The sequence below is a fragment of the Kurthia sp. Dielmo genome (assembly GCF_000307285.2).
Taxonomy (GTDB): Bacteria; Bacillota; Bacilli; order Bacillales_A; family Planococcaceae; genus Kurthia; species Kurthia populi.
In genome coordinates this window covers 457,795-479,270 of sequence record NZ_HE578959.1, presented here as the reverse complement: position 1 = coordinate 479,270, position 21,476 = coordinate 457,795, and the positions used below count along the sequence as shown (strand labels likewise).

At 38.3% G+C, this 21,476-nt stretch carries 25 protein-coding genes, 1 pseudogene and 1 riboswitch; of the genes and pseudogenes, 15 read left to right on the top strand and 11 right to left on the bottom strand.

What is annotated here, in order from left to right; all coding sequences use genetic code 11:
- Positions 1-143: 143 nt before the first annotated feature.
- From KTHG_RS13500 to KTHG_RS13470, 7 genes are all read left to right on the top strand, one after another.
- Complete coding sequence (locus tag KTHG_RS13500) at positions 144-323, top strand: hypothetical protein (RefSeq protein ID WP_139994240.1); 180 nt, start codon at positions 144-146, stop codon at positions 321-323.
- A gap of 138 nt (positions 324-461) precedes the next feature.
- A riboswitch (cobalamin riboswitch) is annotated at positions 462-606 on the top strand.
- A gap of 143 nt (positions 607-749) precedes the next feature.
- Positions 750-2,360: a nickel ABC transporter substrate-binding protein gene (gene nikA / locus KTHG_RS13495; protein ID WP_139994238.1), complete on the top strand. Its 1,611-nt coding sequence runs from the start codon at positions 750-752 to the stop codon at positions 2,358-2,360.
- A 70-nt stretch (positions 2,361-2,430) separates the two neighbouring features.
- Positions 2,431-3,357, top strand: a complete 927-nt coding sequence (locus KTHG_RS13490; protein WP_255512458.1) for an ABC transporter permease — start codon at positions 2,431-2,433, stop codon at positions 3,355-3,357.
- Positions 3,354-4,136, top strand: a complete 783-nt coding sequence (locus KTHG_RS13485; RefSeq protein WP_139994234.1) for an ABC transporter permease subunit — start codon at positions 3,354-3,356, stop codon at positions 4,134-4,136. Before KTHG_RS13490 ends, KTHG_RS13485 begins: the two co-directional genes overlap by 4 nt.
- A complete protein-coding gene (locus tag KTHG_RS13480; protein ID WP_139994232.1) occupies positions 4,133-4,864 on the top strand; it encodes an ABC transporter ATP-binding protein in 732 nt (243 codons plus the stop codon). The genes KTHG_RS13485 and KTHG_RS13480 overlap by 4 nt, the downstream gene beginning before the upstream one ends.
- Complete coding sequence (locus KTHG_RS13475; RefSeq protein WP_222424347.1) at positions 4,861-5,649, top strand: ABC transporter ATP-binding protein; 789 nt, start codon at positions 4,861-4,863, stop codon at positions 5,647-5,649. The genes KTHG_RS13480 and KTHG_RS13475 overlap by 4 nt, the downstream gene beginning before the upstream one ends.
- 411 nt (positions 5,650-6,060) lie before the next feature.
- Complete coding sequence (locus KTHG_RS13470; RefSeq protein WP_139994228.1) at positions 6,061-6,675, top strand: hypothetical protein; 615 nt, start codon at positions 6,061-6,063, stop codon at positions 6,673-6,675.
- A gap of 40 nt (positions 6,676-6,715) precedes the next feature.
- On the opposite strand, the gene KTHG_RS13465 is transcribed toward KTHG_RS13470, so the two are convergent.
- Both KTHG_RS13465 and KTHG_RS13460 read right to left on the bottom strand, forming a co-directional pair.
- The gene (locus KTHG_RS13465) at positions 6,716-7,018 is read right to left on the bottom strand and encodes a hypothetical protein (protein ID WP_139994226.1); all 303 of its coding nucleotides are present in this window, start codon (positions 7,016-7,018) and stop codon (positions 6,716-6,718) included.
- A gap of 127 nt (positions 7,019-7,145) precedes the next feature.
- Positions 7,146-8,564: an aminotransferase-like domain-containing protein gene (locus KTHG_RS13460; RefSeq protein WP_139994224.1), complete on the bottom strand. Its 1,419-nt coding sequence runs from the start codon at positions 8,562-8,564 to the stop codon at positions 7,146-7,148.
- Positions 8,565-8,670: 106 nt separating this feature from the next.
- Between KTHG_RS13460 and KTHG_RS13455 the strand changes: the two genes are divergently transcribed.
- A complete protein-coding gene (locus tag KTHG_RS13455; protein WP_139994222.1) occupies positions 8,671-9,273 on the top strand; it encodes a LysE/ArgO family amino acid transporter in 603 nt (200 codons plus the stop codon).
- A gap of 62 nt (positions 9,274-9,335) precedes the next feature.
- Here KTHG_RS13455 and KTHG_RS13450 read toward each other — a convergent pair whose 3' ends face one another.
- From KTHG_RS13450 to KTHG_RS21310, 4 genes and pseudogenes are all read right to left on the bottom strand, one after another.
- The gene (locus KTHG_RS13450) at positions 9,336-9,548 is read right to left on the bottom strand and encodes a helix-turn-helix transcriptional regulator (RefSeq protein WP_139994220.1); all 213 of its coding nucleotides are present in this window, start codon (positions 9,546-9,548) and stop codon (positions 9,336-9,338) included.
- Between the two features lie 18 nt (positions 9,549-9,566).
- Positions 9,567-9,872 carry a DUF6442 family protein gene (locus KTHG_RS13445; protein ID WP_139994218.1) on the bottom strand — a complete coding sequence of 102 codons (306 nt, stop codon included), beginning with the start codon at positions 9,870-9,872 and terminating at the stop codon, positions 9,567-9,569.
- Positions 9,873-10,011: 139 nt separating this feature from the next.
- Positions 10,012-10,359, bottom strand: a pseudogene (locus KTHG_RS13440) (Abi family protein); the annotation flags it as partial.
- A 10-nt stretch (positions 10,360-10,369) separates the two neighbouring features.
- Complete coding sequence (locus tag KTHG_RS21310; RefSeq protein WP_186439608.1) at positions 10,370-10,510, bottom strand: hypothetical protein; 141 nt, start codon at positions 10,508-10,510, stop codon at positions 10,370-10,372.
- Between the two features lie 441 nt (positions 10,511-10,951).
- On the opposite strand from KTHG_RS21310, the gene KTHG_RS13435 reads away from it, so the two are divergent.
- Positions 10,952-11,461, top strand: coding sequence for an SH3 domain-containing protein (locus KTHG_RS13435; RefSeq protein ID WP_139994214.1), 510 nt, complete (start codon positions 10,952-10,954; stop codon positions 11,459-11,461).
- A 212-nt stretch (positions 11,462-11,673) separates the two neighbouring features.
- Here KTHG_RS13435 and KTHG_RS13430 read toward each other — a convergent pair whose 3' ends face one another.
- Entirely contained in the window at positions 11,674-11,910 is a 237-nt protein-coding gene (locus KTHG_RS13430) for a DUF362 domain-containing protein (protein ID WP_126991586.1), read from the bottom strand.
- 1 nt (position 11,911) lies between these two features.
- A complete protein-coding gene (locus tag KTHG_RS13425) occupies positions 11,912-12,421 on the bottom strand; it encodes a YwhD family protein (protein WP_139994212.1) in 510 nt (169 codons plus the stop codon).
- 272 nt (positions 12,422-12,693) lie between these two features.
- Here KTHG_RS13425 and KTHG_RS13420 point away from each other — a divergent pair, with 272 nt between their 5' ends.
- Positions 12,694-13,176 carry a DedA family protein gene (locus KTHG_RS13420; RefSeq protein WP_126991588.1) on the top strand — a complete coding sequence of 161 codons (483 nt, stop codon included), beginning with the start codon at positions 12,694-12,696 and terminating at the stop codon, positions 13,174-13,176.
- Between the two features lie 102 nt (positions 13,177-13,278).
- On the opposite strand, the gene KTHG_RS13415 is transcribed toward KTHG_RS13420, so the two are convergent.
- The 3 genes from KTHG_RS13415 to KTHG_RS13405 form a co-directional block, all read right to left on the bottom strand.
- Positions 13,279-13,692 carry a GNAT family N-acetyltransferase gene (locus tag KTHG_RS13415; protein WP_126991589.1) on the bottom strand — a complete coding sequence of 138 codons (414 nt, stop codon included), beginning with the start codon at positions 13,690-13,692 and terminating at the stop codon, positions 13,279-13,281.
- Between the two features lie 115 nt (positions 13,693-13,807).
- On the bottom strand, positions 13,808-14,470 hold the full coding sequence (locus KTHG_RS13410) for an HAD family hydrolase (RefSeq protein WP_139994210.1): 663 nt from the start codon (positions 14,468-14,470) through the stop codon (positions 13,808-13,810).
- Between the two features lie 76 nt (positions 14,471-14,546).
- A complete protein-coding gene (locus KTHG_RS13405; RefSeq protein WP_139994208.1) occupies positions 14,547-15,371 on the bottom strand; it encodes a pirin family protein in 825 nt (274 codons plus the stop codon).
- A 176-nt stretch (positions 15,372-15,547) separates the two neighbouring features.
- On the opposite strand from KTHG_RS13405, the gene KTHG_RS13400 reads away from it, so the two are divergent.
- The 5 genes from KTHG_RS13400 to KTHG_RS13380 all read left to right on the top strand — a co-directional run bounded on the left by KTHG_RS13400 (position 15,548) and on the right by KTHG_RS13380 (position 21,161).
- Positions 15,548-16,165 carry an alpha/beta fold hydrolase gene (locus KTHG_RS13400; RefSeq protein WP_126991592.1) on the top strand — a complete coding sequence of 206 codons (618 nt, stop codon included), beginning with the start codon at positions 15,548-15,550 and terminating at the stop codon, positions 16,163-16,165.
- Positions 16,166-16,168: 3 nt separating this feature from the next.
- Positions 16,169-16,987: an aminoglycoside 6-adenylyltransferase gene (locus KTHG_RS13395; RefSeq protein WP_139994206.1), complete on the top strand. Its 819-nt coding sequence runs from the start codon at positions 16,169-16,171 to the stop codon at positions 16,985-16,987.
- Positions 16,988-17,265: 278 nt separating this feature from the next.
- The gene (locus KTHG_RS13390; protein ID WP_139994204.1) at positions 17,266-18,537 is read left to right on the top strand and encodes an HNH endonuclease; all 1,272 of its coding nucleotides are present in this window, start codon (positions 17,266-17,268) and stop codon (positions 18,535-18,537) included.
- A 99-nt stretch (positions 18,538-18,636) separates the two neighbouring features.
- The gene (locus tag KTHG_RS13385) at positions 18,637-19,341 is read left to right on the top strand and encodes a class I SAM-dependent methyltransferase (RefSeq protein ID WP_139994202.1); all 705 of its coding nucleotides are present in this window, start codon (positions 18,637-18,639) and stop codon (positions 19,339-19,341) included.
- A gap of 974 nt (positions 19,342-20,315) precedes the next feature.
- Positions 20,316-21,161, top strand: coding sequence for a DegV family protein (locus KTHG_RS13380; protein ID WP_126991596.1), 846 nt, complete (start codon positions 20,316-20,318; stop codon positions 21,159-21,161).
- Positions 21,162-21,476: the final 315 nt, after the last annotated feature.

The following is a 21,476-nucleotide window of genomic DNA, read 5'->3' as shown; positions in this document are numbered from 1 at the left end:
AAATAGGCGGTGTTTTGTGCGAAAGTATCGTGGTGTAAGATAGGCCACTTATTTGACTATGCATAAAAATCCAGCGCTATTTCTTTATTGAAATAGCGTTTTTTGTTTGGCTTATGTTAAATAAAAAATGAGGAGTTTTACAAATGAATGAAAACACGTATGTAGATCAATTTTGGACAATGATTTTAAACAACCAGGTAGCAGGTGTATATTCTACAATGCAGGATATGCAAGCGGAATTAGTGGACGACCATCCACAAGAGCAGCAATTGATTATGCAGGCTTATGAAATTGTACGCCGTGAGTTAGTAGGACGTAGTTAAATAAAAATGTACAAAAAGGAAGTAGACATGTTTTTTCTACTTCCTTTTTGCGTTCTTCTAGTAAGTTATTACAGAAATAAAGGAACTATTTAAAAGCCGTTGACGATAGATTTTATAGTGTGCTATAGTAATGGGAATTTCATACAGACTGTTTCAAGTTCTTCTCTCATTTAAATGACGTGGAAGGTTAAAAGGAAAATAGGTGTAATTCCTATGCTGTCTCGCAACTGTAAGTGATGTTTTCATCATAAGCCAGAATGCCTGCTTGTTACAAAGATTCATTGCAGAACTACGAAAGATAGGGAGATGGATGGCATGCTAATTTTGTCCTTATGACAGACTACATATTAAAACCATCCCCTACTTCAGGGGGTGGTTTTTTATTTCATAATAATGTTAGAGCGAAAAAATGATAAGGGGATTGACATGAAAAATAGATGGCAATGGATAGCACTATTATTCGTAGTAGGGCTTATAGCAGGATGTTCAACTAACACGACATCTAGTTCAAAAGATGAAAATACAAAAGCAACGAGTCAGCAGAATACACTAACATATGGATGGCCACTTGATGTAGGACCTTTAAATCCACATGCTTATTTACCAAATCAAATGACTGCACAAGCAATGGTTTATGATTCGCTTGTTTCGTATAATGACGACGGTACAATTGCACCAATGCTTGCGAAAAAATGGGCTATATCAGAAGATGGTAAACAATATACATTCTATTTACGTGAGGATGTAAAATTTTCGGATGGCTCTACATTTAATGCAGATAATGTTATTCGAAATGTGAATGCTATTATGAAACATAAAGATGATCATTCATGGATGGGATTAGTTCGCCACATTAAAGATTTCAAAAAAATCGACGACTATACAGTGAAATTACTATTGGACGAAGCCTATTATCCTGTATTAAATGAATTAGCATTTGTTCGACCATTTCGATTTTTAGGAGATGAAGGCTTCCCAGCTGGTGATGACACAGCAAAAGCGATAAAAAGCCCTATAGGGACAGGGCCGTGGGTATTAAAAACATATAAAAAAGACGAATATGCTATTTTTGAACGTAATGACTATTACTGGGGTGAAAAACCACCTGTTAAAGAAATTAAAATAAACGTTATACCAGATGCAGAATCAATTGCATTAGCATTTGAAAATAACGAATTAGATATGATTTACGGACGAGGCGTTATTAGTTTAGATAACTATGAGTATTTAAAAGCGCAAGGATACCATACGGAAATTTCTGAGCCGATGTCAACGCGTGCGTTATTATTTAATACACAATCAGGTCCATTAAAAGAACGTTCGGTTCGACAAGCTTTTCAATATGCGATAAATAAAAAGCAAATGGTTGACAGTATTACAAATGGAACAGAAATGGTGGCAGATAAAATTTTCTGGAACAATATTCCATATGCGGATTTCGACCTAGAAACCATTTCTTATGATGTAGAAAAAGCAAAAAAATTATTAGATGAAGCGGGTTGGAAACTACCAAAGGATTCGACAATTCGTGAGAAAAATGGACAAAAGCTTCAATTAGAATTGATGTATATTGCAACAGATGCTGTACAAAAACCAATGGCTGAATTAATGCAGGGGGAATTGGCTAAAGTAGGTATAGAGTTGACGCTGCAGGGCGCAGATGTCATGGTCGGACTTGAAAAATTAATGAATGATGAGACAGATATTAATTTTTGGCGTACAAATGGACCACCGACAGATCCACATAGTTTTATGAATGAATCATCGACACCTAATGCAAATGCAGTATATGAAGCAAAATTAGGATTAAAAGATCATAAAATATTGGATAAAAAAATGCAACAAATTTTAACAACAACGAATGAAAAACAACGCGCTACATTGTATAAAGATGTTTTAACAGAGCTTAATAAGGAAGCACTATTCTTCCCGCTATCATATGAAACAAATTTGGTCATTACACAACCGACGATGAAAAACTTTAAGCCAAGTTCATCAGAATATGATTTACCATATCAACAAATGAAATTGAAATAATGAGTGCAAAATCCGTGATAATTCGCGGATTTTGTTTTTTATAAACGGGGAGATCATCATGAGGTATTACTTGTTTAAACGATTATGTAACATACCATTAACATTATTTTGTGTGTCTATATTGACCTTCTTATTGATTCGACTTGTTCCGGTAGAACCAGCAGAAGTTATGCTACGTATGGCTCACACAGCGCCAACTGAAGAATCATTAGACGCTATGCGTGCGCGATTAGGAACAAATCAACCACTAATCATTCAATATGTGACGTGGATACGAGGTGTCATACAACTTGATTTTGGTACGTCATTTGTAAGTAAACAAGCTGTTGCAACAGACCTTTTTGCAAAACTTCCAGCGACAGCTCTATTAGCATGCGTATCTTTTTTATTAACGGTATTAATTAGCATTCCACTTGGCGTTATGAATGTGCTGACGAAATCGCGTTTACTTAAAATTGTAGGGCAATTTTTTGCACTCTGTTGTGTATCCGTACCGGTATTTTGGCTAGGCTTTTTATTTATTTATGTGGGCTCTTTGAAGTGGGGATTATTTCCATCTCATGGCATGGGCACATGGCAACATCTTTTTTTGCCAGCGTTAACATTAGCAATTCCAACGATAGGATTATTTAGTCAATTGATTCAACAAACAATAGTAGAGCTACAACAAACTTCGTTTATGCATTATGCACGTGTGCGAGGAGTGAAGAACAGAACGCTTATAAAATATTATGCGCAACATTTATTACTTCGTTTATTGCCGCTTCTAGTTGTAACATTTGGAAGTTTAATTGGTGGAGCTATTGTAGTTGAGCAAGTCTTTAGTTGGCCAGGTCTAGGACGCTACCTAATTGAATCTGTTATCAATCGGGATTATCCAGTTATCCAAGCGTATGTAATGATGATTGCTTGTTGTTATTGTGTGCTTACGTTGCTTGGGGATATTGCCCAACAAGCATTAGATCCACGTTTACGTTTGAAAGAGGTGTCTCGATGATTCAAAAAATAAGTTTAATTTTATTAGGATGTATTAGCATCATCGGTTTGTTGGCACCTTGGCTTGTTCCAAATGATCCGCTTTATGTAGATATTACGAAAAAATTAAGTGCACCTTCTGCAACATACCCGCTTGGAACAGATCAATTAGGACGTTGTATTTTTTCTCGCTTGTTAATGGGAATTCGTTATTGTTTAGGTACGGGCGTTATAATTATGGGATTATCTGTTAGTGCGGCTTTACTAATTAGTTCTGTAGCTGTGTGCAAAGGTGGAAAGGTCGATAGTTGGTTCATCCGTATTTGTGATATGTTACTGGCTTTCCCTAATGTCGTTTTAGCATTTGCATTAGTTGGCATGCTTGGAGCAGGATTGAAAAACATTATAATTGCCATAACTTTTGCACAAACCGTATATTATGCACGTATTTTCAGAAGTTGGTTATTAACAGTTAAACAACAAGATTATATAGCAGCAGCAAAGCTTAGCGGTACGAAAGGATTTTGGTTATTTAAGCGTCACTTATGGCCCAATATTAAGCATACATTGTGGACCTTTATAGCGCTTGATATGGGGAAGGTATTACTAGAAATATCTAGTTTTTCATTTATTGGGTTAGGTGTCCAAGCACCGACTCCTGAATGGGGCATGATGGTTAATGAAGGTAAACAATATATTCGCCAGTACCCTGAAATGACCTTATATCCTGGTCTTGCAATTATGAGTATTGTTGTGCTCTTTTATTTAAGTGGAAATGGTATGAGGAGGAATATAAGATGAGTGTTTTAGAGGTCAAGAATTTAACAATTCAAACCATACAGAAAACAGTTGTATCTCAAGCCACTTTCTCAGTTGATGCTGGAACGATTTTAGGAATAATCGGTGAAAGTGGTAGCGGAAAATCGACACTTTGTAATGGCATAATGGGCTTGTTACCCCCATCTATGACGTGCGAAGGGGATGTTTTATATGATGGTAAAAAGATCGTAAGGGGACGAGATGTCTCAATGATTACACAGCATCCGATGAGTGCATTTAATCCGCTTCAAACAATTGGTCGACATTTTATTGAAACGCTCTGTGCCCACCATCCTTTATCGAAAAAAGAAGCTCATTTAAAAGCTCTAGAAGCACTAACATCTGTGCAATTATCGAATGCTGAAGACGTAATGAAACGTTACCCTGTTGAGTTGTCCGGTGGAATGCTACAACGCGTTATGATTGCATTACAAATTGTGTTAGATGCGACACTCCTAATTGCTGATGAACCAACGACAGCGTTAGATACATTGAATCAGAAAGAAATTTTGCGTTTACTACGCCATCGAGCAGATGAAGCTGGAACAGCCATTATTATTGTGACACATGATTTAGGGGTTATTGCGGAAATAGCGGATATTGTTGTTGTAATGAAAGATGGAAAAATCGTTGAATATAATGATGTGTGGCGTTGTTTTGATGCACCACAACATCCTTATACAAAGCGTTTGATGGAGGCTAGATGGTGAGCGTATTTGAAGCACATGATCTTTGTAAAAGTTATGCACAGCCACGTCAAAAATTTTTGGGAAAAGTGCCACGAAAAATGATTTTGAAGCAAGTTTCATTGTTTATTGAACAAGGAGAATGTGTGGCATTAATTGGTCCAAGTGGTTCTGGTAAAAGTACGTTAGCGAAGCTAATTGTGGGATTAGAAAAGGCAGATGCAGGTATGCTATCTTTTTGTGGCCAACAAGCAACCTCTTTTCAATCAGTATGGCAACAAGAGATACAATTAGTTTTTCAAAATCCCCAAGCCGCACTCAATCCGCAAATGACGATTTTTGAATGTATTGCAGAACCACTCCGTAATGCACATCAACAACAGATTGATGAACAAGTACGCGCCTTATTAGAAGAAGTAGGGCTTTCATCAGAACTATTAACATGTTATCCAAGTGATTTAAGCGGTGGTCAACAACAACGTGTGATGATTGCACGAGCACTTAGCAGACAACCTAAATTACTCATTTTAGATGAAGCTGTAAGCAGTTTAGATATGATGATACGTCAACAAATATTTGTGTTACTAAAGCGATTGCAAGAGCAACGTGGGTTATCGTATTTATTCATTACGCATGATTTACGAAGCGTAGAAAAAATGGCGACCCGCTTTTATGTTTTATATGATGGAGAAATTGTAGAAGAAAATACTTCGATTCACACATTACAACATCCTTTTTCGAAGGCGTTATATGAGGCGATGTTGCCACTATATCCATCAAGAAAAAGGAGGGAATGCTATGTTAAATGAAGCGGAAATGGATGAGCTTTTGCATGAGTGGGACGGAGAAGAGCCGTTATATCAGGAATTTGAATTGATTTGTGCATAGGGAAATGGAGAGGATGTTAGATGAAAAATTTGACGCTACAAGACATCGTTAATAGAAAAATCCAGTATATTAAAAATCGTTCCCCAGAAGAAAAGATAGAAATCGACGTCTTTCCCTTGTTCTAAAACAAAAGGATCTGTTGGCATCGCACGAACAATTTCCCTAAGCTTTTCAATGCAGTGTATAAAAGAAGGCATCGATTCTTTCAATAATACAGTCGCTTGGAAATAATCTATGTGTCTATAATAAATACTATTTTTGCGAAAAGAAGGGATTGTGCAATTGCCTATAGAATACGATTATATAAGTTCCTAAGAGATGGGGTGTTTGTCTTGTTAAATTATCCACTTATTGCGCCGCCTTTTGACATGAAAGATTTTGAAGAAATGAATAAAGGTGAAGCGAAGCAATTTTTTGATTGGTATATTTCTGAGATTCCTTCACGACTTAATGTGCTAGAGCAGTTAACACAAGGAAAAATCGAGCTGGATTTCTCGCCAGCGTCACTTATTCACCTGTTTGATTGGTATTTGTCTGTTATCAATTTATACAAACTTTCGGAGGAAGAATTGGAGGAGATTTTTCAATCATGGGATGACCTGCCATGGTTTGTGTACGAAAGTGAAAAAGAAAGTCTGTTAGAGCATCCCTATGAGATAGATCAGGAAGATTACGCACTTGCATTGGATATTTCCATTTATTTTGCGGAGACTATTCGCGCTCATTTTCCAGAAGTACAATGGGCATATAAAACGAAACCAAAATCAGATGCAGAGCTCAATCAACCTATCTTATTATTTGAAACAGAAACGATTTATTACGAAAGAAACCCACGAAGGCTTCTACTTGTAATCATTGAGTACATTAAAAAGCATGATGTGACGTCTAAAAGTCTATTTGATATGTTTCATCAAGACGGGCAGCTAATTTTGGGAGAAGATGAATAAAATGAAAAAGGTACGAAGCGGTTAGATGGCTTGGTACCTTTTAATATGGCTGAAACCAAATAAAGTGGTTTAGAAAAATGGCGCATGAGAATAGCCATAATGTCGGTGTAAGGAGTGCAGATTTTTTTAAAATAATTTGCGCCAGGTAAGGACGGCATTTTTTCCATATAATGATGGTTAAACTCAGTAATAAGGCATAGACAAATAGTTGGGGAAAGGCTAAAAAAATTGTGACATCACCAATACCTACGCATGCCTCTATTAATAGGGCATAGCCGAATAAACGAAATCTTCCGATATATAATTGCATTGTTAAAAATAAATAAGCTATTTTGGTTTTCAAATGTGCACCTCTTTTCATCAGCAAAATTCAGTTTGACACCCTGGTTATTACCAAGCTATCAATTTATTATACCATAAAATGGATATTTATAAAAAGCCATATCCTGATAGGAGCGGCTTTTCATGCACTATATCGTCAGCATCGAAGCGAGTTTTTGAATACCTATTTCCATCTGCTCAAAAGTGGCATAGGCATAGGATAAGCGTAGATGATGAAAATCATTTGGCTGATAGACATATCCGGGGTGAATAATGATTTTTTGCTCAAGCATCGCCGTAAATAAAGCTTTTGTAATGACGGGCTCTGAAAATTTCAGCCAAATATAAAAGCCTCCTTTTGGAGATGTCCATGTGGCAATGTGATGGAAGTATTTCACAAGAAGCTGTTCGAGAAAATCAGCACGTATTTTTAATTGCTGTCGAAGGGTAACGAGTGATTTTTCGTATAGGCCCGTCGTTAGCCAATGAGTTAAAATCGCCTGTGAAATCGCACTTGAGCCATAATCCGTCTGCATTTTAATATCTGCCAAGCGTCGAATCACGGTTTTAGGACCGACAATCCAGCCAATACGTAGTCCGGGGCTGATCGTTTTCGAAACACTGCCCACATAAAGCACCTGCCCTGTCTGGTCGAGGGTTTTAATTGGGCGGCTTTTTGCTTCGTCAAATAGCAATTCACCATACACATCGTCTTCAAGTATCGGAATCGATAACTTACTACATATATCATACACATCTCTTTTTTCTTTCTCCGTCCAGATGCGTCCCGTTGGATTTTCGAGCGTTGGAATCGCATAAAAAAGACCATGACGATTTCGTTTCAGCTTCGCCAATGTGTCGTGAAGATTCGACGGATTATCGACGCCGTACAGATGCATGCCCGCTGATTGAAATGGATGAATCGAATTTAAATAAGAAGCCTTTTGCTGGAAAACAAATGAGCCCGGCTCTAATAATCCAACAGCAGTTAGCTGGAATGCCTGCAGTGCACCGGAAATAATCAAAATATTATCAGCTGTTGTTTCAATACCTCTTTTTTTCAAATGAATACAAAGATTTTCACGTAGCTCCTGATTGCCCTGTGGCTCCGAATAACCGATTGCTTGCGGGGAAAGGGTGATGTTTTTTAGCGAGTTTTCGAGTGCCTGTGTTGGTAAAAGCTCTAATGCAAGTTCGCCTGTCCCTAAGCGTATCATGTCCTGTCTTTGCTCATAATCATTAATTAATTGAATGGTTTCGATGTTTGGCTTATGGATACTGGCGTTAATTTGCTGCTGCCATTTTGGCTGAGAAAGCAAATAAGGCCAAGGATTTTGAGCAATAAATGTACCACAGCCAACAGCTGTTTCAAGCAAGCCGTTTGCCTTTAATTCCTCCATTGCGGTGTTGATGGTGCTACGATTGACGTCAAATTGTACAGCTAAGGCGCGCTGTGACGGACATTTCATACCGATTGGAAAATCACCACAGGCAATGCGCTCGGTAAACCAATTCACAATTTGTGTATGATACGTTTGATAGCTCTCTTTTGTAGGCTTCCACTCCATATAAGGTCAAGGTCTCCTTTCAAATTGGTTGGGTAAATAACCAACCAATTGGTCGTTTTCTACCAGTATAGCCTGCGATAAAGTAAAGGGAAATGGAGTGAGAGAATTGGAAACGATTATACATGGATTTATTTTAGCATTGGGTCTTATTTTGCCATTAGGCGTACAAAATGTTTTTATTTTTACACAGGGCGCTACACAGCCGTCACTCATACGCGCATTACCTGCGAGTATTACCGCTTCAATTTGTGATACAATTTTGATTTTATTATCGGTAGGGGGGTTGTCTTTTTTAATTATGCAGCTTGAGTGGCTACGCATGGTGATGATGATTGGTGGCGTTTTGTTTCTACTCTATATGAGTGTATCGATTTGGCGTTCAGCACCGAGTGGGGAAATGGATGGTACTGCCTTACCTATCAAAAAACAAATTTTATTTGCTTGCTCGGTGTCTTTTTTAAACCCGTCTGCATTAGTCGATATTATAGGAGTCATTGGCACAAGCTCCTTGCAGTATAGCGGCTCGGAGCTTGTATTATTTACCGCGAGCTGCATCATCGTGTCATGGGTCTGGTTTTTTGCACTCATGCTGGCAGGCTCACGCATGAAATATTTACATAATCAGCGAAAAGTGATGATCATTTTTAATAAAAGCGCTGCGATTTTTATTTTTGCAATGGCCATTTATTTAACAGTTGGCTTTATGTAGAGCGCATTCAAAAAAAGATAAAAAGGGTGCTCGGTCATTGACCGGGCACCCTTTGATGTCATTTATTCGAAATAAAAAAGTTCTTCAAATTTCATCTCCAGTGCGATACATAAAATTAAGGCTAATTTCGCTGTAGGATTGAATTGACCTGTTTCTAGTGAGCTGATTGTATTTCTTGAGACGCCGATTAGTTCAGCAAGCTCTCTTTGAGACATTTTTTTACCCTTTCGTGCAGTACGAATATGATTTTTAAATTGTAATTCCTCTTTATCCATTTCAATCAACTCCATTTATCAAGTTTGGAGGATATATCCAACAATAAAAGTAATACAAATGGCTGCATTTAAAATAGTCATATATAAATGATATTTTTCTTTAGTTGTTCGATAACGAGAGAAGCTGCCAATTGCTAAAAAACTATAGAGCATTGCTGGGACATCACCAAATGGCGCGTCTGTATATACTTGATAGACCATGATAAGTACAGCAAATACTAGCATGCCATAAAATGCTTTTGTGTCTGCTGAATGATTGATGTGATCCTTGCCTTCATCTTGTTGCTCATTTCGGTATTTGCGTAATAGCTCTTCTTTTTGCATATGAGTCATCTCCTTTTCGCCAAGTTTACTTGTTATTATCAATATAGCTCTTGCCAAGTTTACTTGTCAAATAAAAACCCATCGAATCATATGCATGTTCGATAGTTTTTAACATTGTATATTTTGCATCCTTTATCATTTACGCCAATTCTATACGCTCTAATTTATTGAGGTATTCAATCTTAAAATGCATTTCTTTTAATACAAGCGGGACCCATTCGATATTATTCATAACATAATGACCAAATGCGTGTTTTAAGTCCGTCGTAAATTCGTAGACGCAGTCGTTGCTATAGCTTTCCTCATAGCCATTATCTTTACTACGGAAAGTCTCTGGTTTCGCGGGATTGCAATATGTATCAGAGACAATATGCGCTAAAATTGATGCTAAATCCTCTTCAATCGCAAGCGCAATTGTTAACACAATTTGTCGTATTTTCGCATCAAATTTATACAAATTATGAATGTCCTCAAAATGAACATTCGGTAAAAATTTTTCAGGAGGCTTTGACTAATGTTTTTTTCGCGGCCGTTTCATTTTTAATAATCAGTTCTTTCTGTTTTAGACGTTCAATCTGTGTTTCTAAATCGGAAAAATCCATCGCATTTAAAGCATCAGTGGCACGCATATTTTCCATAAATCTTTACCTCTTCCACTCAGATAGTTCTATTTTAAGCTATCTGAGTGGAAATGGGTAAAAAAGATACAAAAAAACCTCTAACATTTGTTAGAGGCAAAATCGGTCTGAAGAGACCAGATCGAGATATACGATTTTTATAGATAAATAATAACGCTGTTTGGATAAAAAACAATTAATTTAATTTATAATAATTCTAAAAGACTATTTATAATTGCTAATTATCCATTTTTTAAATTTTTATAGGTAATAAATTAGTATTTTCCTATTTGTTAACAATAATGATTCTAAAGACATATCATAATATTAATAAATTATTCATCTTTTATTTGAATAAGCATTTTTTATTATAAAAAAGGTTTTTAGGAGGAAAGATAGGGAAACAGAATACTGTAATTAGTTTCCAATAATTACAAAACAATTCTTTCTGGAGGGTATTACATGAAAAAACTAAGCAAGTGGGCAATTGCAACAGCACTCACAACTTCAGCATTTGGATTAAGCTATGCGGCAGCACCATCATCTGCAACACAAGCACAGGCAGCGACGGTGAAATATTCGCAGGTGGACCATCTAAATATCCGTACAAGTGCAAGTACGAAAGCAAAAGTAGTTGGGCAATATAAAAAGAATAGTAAGGTAACGGTTATTAAAAGCTTTAATTCAAAATGGTATCAAGTATCTTACAAAGGCGTAAAACGCTATGTAAGTAAAGCTTATGTGAAAAAACTTCCTGTGGCAGTAGCACTTGGCTACGTAAAAACAGGTGGTGCGAATTTAAATATTCGTTCAGGTTCGAGTACAAAATATAAAGTAATTGGAAGCTATAAAGACGGCAAATTAATTTCATTAACAAGCTATGATAATGCAAAATGGTATCAAGTTGTGTACAAAGGGAAAATCGGCTATGTGTCCGCTAAATATGTACATGGGCCATTTGACGCTCTGTAATAAAGTAGTAGGCTTTCAACAGTTGACTGTTGAAGGTCTTTTTTTGAGGAATGAAAAAACCCCTTTGCGACAAAGGGGTGGAAATAATCTAGTGTTGATTGTGTGCGGTCAGAAAGTGCAAAATATCATCCTCCTGTACGGTGTTCACAGCGACTTTATTGCGCTGGTTTTTCCCGCATCGGAGGCACTTATGGACAAGCTGATACCCTTTTTTACGGTTTAAAATAATTTCTTGCTAAATCAATGGCGCCAAGCTCATCAGCAGGTAGCTCTTCTTGTGGATAAATGGCCTCGACTGGGCACACCGTTTCGCAGGCGCCGCAGTCAATACACACATCTGGGTCAATGACATACTGCGTACCGGCAAGGACAATGCAATCAACCGGGCATGCAGCAAGGCAGGTGGCAGCTTTTTCATTTTGACAAGCACTCGTAATTACAAAAGCCATGTTACGCACCTCCTAAAGAATGTAGCACGTCATGCGGTGTATTGGCATAGTAGTCTGCATTTGTTTGCTGCAAGAAAGCGCGTAGTAATTCCTTGGAACGGGCATCCATATGCGCAATTATCGTTTTGCCTTTCATCGCGTGGTCTAAAAAATTTACTTGCTCCGGTAAGGATTTGTAGCCAAGTTTAATGCGGTGCTCGGACTTGGCTACGCGGACTTCACTTGCTGTAATCGCATGATAATAAGGACCTTTGTCATTCACTTCCATTGCCATCCAAACAATCCAGTACGCATAATAATCTTCGGTGGCATGAGCTTTATCTGGTGAAAAGCGCACCTTTTTTTCAATCTGGCTACGACCATGTAAGGCGTCAATATCGATGTAAGCCTCGTCCTTATCACAGTCGATAATGATTGGTGTGATATTGTTTAAATCAATGACCCCAACACCAAAGCCACCATCTCCATCCGTCGAATCGTTTTTTAAAATTGTAAATGCCATCTTTTTCATGTATCTTGCGCCTCCTTTAGCCTTCTGTTACTACCAACATAGCATGCTGTTAATATGCTTTCTTCGGTCCTAGGAATGAAGGTTACAAAGTTCATTCAAAAGGCTGAAAGAGTGGAGCGGTGAGTGTACACTTGCACATTTCGTTGAAAAGAAATGCGAAAATTGTCATCGAAGTAAGTATGACGCTACTAGCTGTGGTACCATTAATAGAGGTAATGTTTATGTAGCTTGTCATGACATATAAAAGTTGCAGGCATTTGTGGAGGTAGAACATGGAGCTTGTTCATGAGTTAATTTCCCAATATGGGTATCTGATTGTTTTTGTTAATTTGATTTTAGGTCTTGTGGGCATCCCTGTGCCAGATGAAATACTGCTACTGGCGGTTGGCTATTTGACGAAGTTTGGATCACTTCATTATGGCTATGCACTGATTATTAGCTTTGCGGGCGCGTTTTCGGGAATGTTTATTAGTTTTGTTGTTGGCAAAAAGGCGGGGCAGCCCCTTACAAGAAAGTTGTCAAAATGGCTTAGAGTAAAAGAAAAATCGAAAAAAAGAGTCAAGAAATTTATGGCAAAATATGGTCATCTATCGATTTTAATTGGTTGCTTTATTCCAGGCTTCCGTCAAATTATTAGTTATTTTTGCGGCACATCGAATATGAAAATGAGCGTTTATACAATGTATACGAGTATTGGTGCCTTTTCATGGTGCTTAGTTTTTATTACAGTGGGTCGTCTGATTGGTCACTTATGAGCTTCTGAGACTTTATTGGCGCTAGTAGATTATCGGTTCGTAACAAAAAGAAGGCATTCATGTGTTCACATGATGCCTTCTTTTTTATGCCTATTTTTTCGCCTACGCATTCATTTTAGCAAAGGCAACTAGTTCGCCTTTATCACAAGATGTAAAGCCATTTTTTTCATAAAAATGACGTACATCTGGCGCTTCTTCTGTCAATAATACATGCTGGCGTACATGATTGTATTTTTCAAGCGTAAGCTGTAATAAATGCGTCGCGATGCCTTCGTTTTGATGGCTCGTTAACACTAAAATATCCTGAATGTAAAGAATTGTTAAGCCATCACCAATGACACGTACAAGGCCAATCAGTTTATCTTCTTGCCATGCTGAGAAGATGGCGAGTGATTGACGACAAGCCTGCTGTAATAAGTCAAGGTCGCATGTGTAAGCTGTCCAGCCAACATCGCTGTATAAGGCTTCTAGCTGGTTAACTGGAATATTTTTATCTTCTTTTACTATAAAATTCATTGTTTTTCCTCCTCTTTCATTATGCTGTAGAGGAGTTAGCGTAATTTCACCATCAGTAAGACCACCTTTTTTAAAGTTGTCCTTAGTTTAATTGGAAAATTTAAACATGTCAATGCTAGTTAAACAACGCCGTTAGCATTGATGGCAAGGTCGCATAATCCGTTAGTACAGCGTCCGCTTCTATCGTTTTTTGCTGCGCGTCTGTTTTCAAAATGCCCTTCATACCTACCTGTTTTGCGCCCTGCACATCATTTAGCGGATGGTCGCCAATAAAAACACTTTCTAAAGGCATGACATGTAGCTTTTCAAGCGCGCGTAAAAAAATGGCGGGATTCGGCTTTTTAATGCCTTGAGACTCTGATATGAGGATAACGTCAAAATAATGTGCAATACCGAGTGCCTGAATATTCGCCAGTTGAAAATCATGATAGCCGTTCGTAATAATACCGAGTGCGATTTGCTGTTGTGTGAGATGATACAGCATATCTTCAAGGTGAGGAAAGGCGATGCAGTGGCGCGGAAAATTGGCTACATAATCTGCCAGTAACATCTGCCATGTAAGCGTAGAAGGGGGGAGTTCACTGAGAAGTTGCTGATATACGCGGTCTTTCCATACATAGCCGTAGTTGTCGAGCTCGATAAAACGCGTGCAATAGCGCTCCTTTGAAACAGCCTTTAATGCATCGAAGCGGTCATATTGGTCATCGATGAATGCTTTAAGAGAGGCCTCCCGGTTTAATAAAGTGCCATCTAAATCAAATAATACAGCTTTTAGCATGAGCAGTCCTCCAACAGAATTTTCGCCATTATAACATGAAAAAACCAGGAATTCGTGGATTCCTGGTTTTTATTTCTTAATACGGAGCGCCTTCTAAAAATGTACCATTACGATAGCTTGCGAAGGCTTCGTGTAATTCTTCTTTCGTATTCATAACGAATGGACCTTGTGCTTCAACAGGCTCTTTGATCGGTTCGCCACTGAAAATAACAAGTGTCATATCTTCTGCTGCATCGATTGAAATCGTTTCAGCATGGTCTACTGTATCAAATTGTACGGTATCAAAGGCTTTTAATGCTTCGCCGTTAATGTTGAAGGCACCATCTAAGCCGTAAAGATACGTGTTAAAGCCTGCTTGTACAGGGAAGTCATAGTGTGCGCCTTTTTCAAGCTGTACTTCTGCAAAAACGAATGGTGTTACTAATTCAAGTGGTGAAGTCGTACCATCTACATCACCTGCAAATACTTTCACATGACCACCAGCGATGTCTTTTACAGGGACATCTGTGCTTGGTAAATCTTGATAATTTCCCGGTTGTTTTTTGTTTTCTGATGATAAATTAACCCATAATTGAAGGACACGTACTTCTTCGCCTACATCAGGATTTTCATTGTGAATAATGCCGCGTCCAGCCGTCATGATTTGGAAGTCGCCTTCTGTTAAGCGACCGCCGCCACCTGTTTTACTATCAAAGTGAGTTAAGCTACCTTCTAACACATACGTTACCGTTTGCATCCCTTTATGTGGATGGTCCGCAAATGTATTATGTGCGAATTTATCATCCGCTAAAATGATAAATGGGTCACTTTTCATTGGGTCTTGAAGTTGTAATACGTAGCGTAAATTGCGTCCGTCACCACGTTGTAATGCGATTGATTGAATTGTATGAATACCTAACATTTGAATTCCTCCTCTAGTTTCTTGGACAGATGTTTTATAAGCAACACCTGTTGTATATCTATACTATCGTCGCTTTTGTAAAGGGTATCAACAGACAGCTACCGGTGTTTGTTGTTTAGGCAACACATTTTAAAAGATGTTGTGGAAAAATGGTATGATGAATTGGAGGTGAGGATATGCAATCAAAAACAGGAATTCACTATACATATGAGAAACGAGGCGCAAAGACACTTTGTGTGATGCTTTCAGGAACAAATTATACATACGACAAGCCATTAATGTATTACGGTTCTATGCTAATGAAAGAGAAAAACATCGATACCGTGCAGGTGCATTATGAGTATGATGACGCTTTTTTTACACAAGCTACAGCGACGATAACTGAGCGAATTACCGCAGATGTATCCTCTGTTATTGATGAGGTACTTGAAGCGGGGCAGTATGAGCGCATTTTATTTTACGGGAAATCGCTTGGTACGCTACCGCTAAGTTATGCATATGTGACAGCACAGTGGGATGTCGAAGTCGCTTTTATTATTTTAACGCCATTACTACAATTTGAAGGATTTACAGAGGGCTTACTTGCGAGCGACAAGCCCATGTTTGTGGTCATTGGAACAGAGGATGGGCATTACCGTGCGGATCATGTGAAGCGGTTAGCGCAAAAGGCGACGCTTTTAGAAATACCCGGGGCGAATCATTCGCTAGAACAGCGAGAGCCAAATGTCGACGTAGCGCTACAACATCTGCTCGACATTCAACAGAGGATTCAACAATTTATGAAGGAATGGTAAGGAATGCTCGATAAGGTTTTAAACTTTGCGAACGCGGATGAGCGCGTGCGTATGGTAGCGATGAATGGCTCGCGGACGAATGATAACGCGCCAAAGGATGCATTTCAGGATTATGATATTGCTTTTCTAGTGACGGATATGGCGAGTTTTTTAGCAGATGCGCAGTGGATCGATATTTTTGGTAAGCGCCTGATAATGCAAACGCCTGAAAATATGACGCTATTTCCTCCAGAGCTAGGTGGGCGCTTTAGCTATTTAATGCTTTTTGAAAATGGCGAGCGCCTTGATTTGATGCTCATTCCAATAGAGGAAAAACAGGCGTATTGTCACGAGGATAGCTTGACGCAGATTTTGCTAGATAAGGATGAAGAAATATCTTTAACAGCGCCTAGTGACCGCGACTACTGGGTGAAAAAGCCGAGTGCGCTTGAGTTTGGAGATTGCTGCAATGAATTTTGGTGGCTGACGACATATGTCGCAAAGGGCGAAGCGCGCGGTGAAGCGTTGTATGCGCTAGATCATCTAGCGAGCTGTCGTGAGATGCTTCGACTCATGATGACATGGCATGTTGGCATCGATACGAATTTTTCGTGCAGTGTTGGAAAAAATGAAAAATATTTGGCGCGCTATGTATCAAAGGAATGGTGGTCACGCCTCATAGCAACGTATCAGGACCCGCTTCATACGAAGGAAGCGCTTGAGATAATGATGACATTATTTGAGGAAGTTGCTGCGCAGGTGGCGGAAAAATTAGCTTTTTCTTATGACGCACAGGAATTTTCTACGGTGCGATGTTATGTGATGGATGTTTTGAAAAGATAATGATGTTCGTAAAACGTTATATCGTCAATGGGACGTTTTTTATATTCACTTAATATGCATATTACGTAACTAGTTACACGCGGGTTTTTTGCTGACAAAACTCGACTTCATTCTTCATTTTTACGCTATTTTGAACTATTAAGACGTAGTAAAAAGGGATTTTTATGCTATATATTTCAGAATAATATATGTGTAACATTGTATATATATAATTTATATATGATAAATATGTATTTAAGCGTATATGTGTTATAAATGAATGAATAAGGAGTTACAGCATGAAAGCAGAAAAACTATTTTTGATTCTGGGCATTCTTGGCTACGGCTTATTTATTGTATTATTCAATGGGCTTAGCATTACAAGCTTGACGATGCGTTTTGCATCAACACAGCCCGTGGAGAATTATGAGCTTTTCTTTTTTGGTATTAAAACCATTTTTATTTTTATTGTGCCGTTGATTTTAACAATCATTGCGATAAAGGGCTATAAAAAAGTAGATACAGAAGGTTTATCTAAAAAATGGGGAGTTTATTTTACAATCTCTGGCTTCTTAGGAAATCTATTTACGATGATTGCGGGCATTATCGTTCTTATGAAACAAGGAAATCAACCCGTATTAGCAGACGTAGAAGCTATGGAATCTATCAATGAACAGCCAGAACCCGTGGAGCAACATGAAAAAACAGAGGATACGACAGAAAAAACAGGTGTGACGTATAATCTTTTAGGCTTTCCGCATTTTGAAGGCGATGCAACAAAGTTTAGCGCACATCTACCAAAAGAGCTCTATCATGCGACCGATTTAATGCAAGCACAGGCCTGCGTTGAACAACTACAGCAAGCGCTTGATTCAGGTGAGCTATCAAAGGATATTTTTACTGCGCGTCAGTTAGCGGATATCCAACAAGGAAAATTGAAAATTCACGAATTAGTGTGGCATCATCATGAGGTCTCAGGAAAAATGGAGCTCGTTAGTTCCGCTTTTCATACAGTTCCACATGTCGGTGGACGTATTATATGGGGCCATAAAGAACAGCCTGTTGAGCCGCAGTATTCTGATGAAACTGTGTCCTTTATTGATTCAAATGACGAAGTACCAATTGCGTCAGTTAGAGAGATTGAGCAGGACTTATTTGTTCATTTACCAGAAATGTTTAAAGTAGTATTTTCAAAACATCATGGTTCCAATCTTTCTCTTTATCGCTTCCAGGTAAATGGCTATGAACGTGTATTTGGTAATTTTTTATCAGTCAAGGGAAATGAAAGCATCATGCTCTTTATGTATAGACTGGCAGGACCTCGTATCCTTCCGGCAGGGATTGTACCATTTGCGATTGACCCATTTGGTAATTTAATATGCTTCTGTTACACTTCAGAGGAGGATATACATCCACAGATTGTCTTTTGGCGACACGAGGAAGCAGTACCAGAAGAGCATTTATTAGAAGACTTTGATAATGATCTAGAGGCAGTGGAATTATTTATGAGACGTAATAATTTATCATTTGTCGCAAAAGATTTTGATACGTTTATCAGTTTATTATATTAATAAAAACGAGCAACCATCACAAAATGGTTGCTCGTTTTTTATTGGAATAAACTATTGTTTCATTGTAAAATAATGGAGAAAAGAATGGGAGGCGACAAAATGATTCCGTTAGTATATGATGTGCTCAATCGCTGGGCAAAAGATGATGATTTTTTTAGTGGACTTGTAAAACGCTATGAACCAGAAACGATGGCTGACCTTGGTTGTGGGACAGGCCGGTTGACTTTACGCTTTGCAGAAGATTCGAAAGTGACTGGCATTGATCCAAACGAGGAGGCATTGGCTGTTGCACAAACAAAGCCACATGCAGAAAACGTCACATGGCGTGTGGGCGATAGTACGACGCTTGAAACAGCGGCGTATGATTTGGTCGTAATGACAGCTAATGTATCGCAAGTATTTTTAACGGATGAAGCCTGGCAGCAGGTCGTAGAAGATGCATATCGTTCACTGAAGCCAGGTGGTCGCTTCGTATTTGATACGCGAAATCCGAATGTGCGTATATGGGAGCAGTGGATGCGTGATAGCTCACCAGATATCGCGCATGTAAATGACAAAACATATGAGGTTCATACAACATATGGCGGCTATAAAAATGAGATTTTTTCATTTAATGAAGCGGTATTTGATGGAGAGCAGGAAATTGAATCCGTTGATTTACACTTGCGTTTTCGTCCAATTGATGTGTGGCAAGCATCACTAGAGGAAGTAGGTTTTCATGTAGAAGTGTACGGTGATTTCACTTGGCGTACCGCAGATAGCCATTCAGAAAATGTTGTCTTTATTGCACAAAAAATGTTATAGCGTAAAAGGATTCCGTTTTGGAGTCCTTTTTTGTTTCCATTAAAGTGACTGCTAACAATTTGAATCGAGTGATTGCGAATGGCCGATCACCCCAAGGAGCGTGTTTTAGCTACGACATATTTTTAAATAAGTGCAATGCATAAGTGAAATGACCTGTATTTGTGTTAGTCATTTGCTTTTAAGGATTAGTATCGCAAATCATTATTATATATTTGGCGATAGTTACAATTATTTTGTCTGAAGAGCTAGTAAAAAGCATCCTTTACGGCGTCTCTAGCGGGTGTTTTTTGCCCGTTTTTACGCTTTTAAGGGGCTTTTTCACACGAAGGATATGGCGATTAGCGGACGAATTTGTCTGATTGTCGTTTTTTCAATAAATTTTATTATGCGAGCGAATTTTGCTTTTTGAAGTGAAAAAAAGGGGCTGCTTTTTGCTCGAAATGGCCCCTTAGAGCTGCTGATTTGGCATAAAAGCGCTCTTTTTGGAACTCAAAAATCGTCATTATTTGCTTGCGTGTCGCGAAATAACTGTTTTTGTTGACGGATTATGCAAAATCATTAATAAAAGCTGCTCGTTTCATCAGACAATAGTTGTGCGTTGGCACTTATTTTTGAATATGTTGTATTCAAAACCCGCTTCTTGAGAGAAAGAGCGATTTTTAATCATTCATTTGCTGCTATGTAATTTTGTCATACCAATAATGCTGAAAATTTTTAGAAAACGGATAGGCTGTCGCTTGACGAGTGAAATGGACTGAAATACTGCTTAAACGCATTAGAATTTGTTTTAAACGATGAATTGGTTTGGGAATAGTGCTTTTTTTATTTAATAGAAATCGCAAATCGACTAATTAAAAATGTCTAAAAAATGACGGTAAAAATAGACAACTAACATGACATGACATTTGTCACTATAGGAAAACGCTTTCAGAAAATATCATGGAGTTATCTAGAGAATATGAGGAGTTACTGAAATGAAAATTGCTTGGATTACAGATACAGCTGCCTTCTTGAGCGCACAATTTATTAAAGATCACGCCATTCACGTCTTGCCACTGAACGTTGTTTTTGAAGAGGGCGCCTTGCGTGAAACCATTGATATGACGGAGCAGCAGTTTTATGAGAAATTACGTACAGCAGCAAAGCATCCGAAAACATCACAGCCGAGCTTTGGAGAACATGTGGCATTATACGAACAATTAAAGGCGGAGGGCTACGATTGTGCGATTGCGGTTCACACATCAGCGAAGCAATCAGGTACTTTTGCGAGCGCGACGATGGCTGCTGAGCAGGCTGGATTTAAAACATATCCAATCAATGCAAAAATTGGCTCGTACCCAATGCAGCGCATGCTTGAGTATGGTATAGAGCTTGCGGCAGCAGGTAAATCCCCTGAGGCCATTGTGTCATTGATTGAGGAAATGGTGACTCGCTCGGAGCTCGCGTTTATTCCAGCGAGCTTAGAAAATTTGCATAAGAGTGGTCGTGTGTCAGGGACAGCGATGTTTTTAAGCAATTTATTAAATATGAAATTAGTTATTGCGTATGATGATGAGGGTGTATGCAATGTTATCCATAAAGTACGTGCGACAAAGCGTGCGAAAAAAGCCGTTATGGAAAAATTAGATGCGGCGATTGCGAAGTCAGATGTAAAAGACGTAGCGATTATTCATTGCAACAATGATGAAGAAGTAACGAAATGGCAAAGTGAGCTTGAAGCGAGCTATCCAGCCATTCATTTTATGAAAACACCATTATCAGCAGCAGTAGGTGTTCATGCAGGCGAAGGTACGATTGGTCTTGCGTGGGTACGAGAATAGCGTTGTAAAACACTTTTGCTTCATAGGCAAAGGTGTTTTTTTAATTTGTTAAACTGAAAGGAACGAAATGGGGATGCAAAAACGCAAAATCACCTACTAGACGGTTGTTAACTGAACGTATCATTCTACAAATGTAATTTAGTTAATATGTAATTTTGTTTATATGTTTACAAAAAATAACTCAGTCAAATTATTCGAAATCGATTGCATAATAGTGGGAACTTAATAATTCCATTTTAAGTGCTCTGTAGTAGTCTTATTTTAGGATACTTTAATGAGGTAAATGATAATCAATGAAATCGACTAGAATAAAAA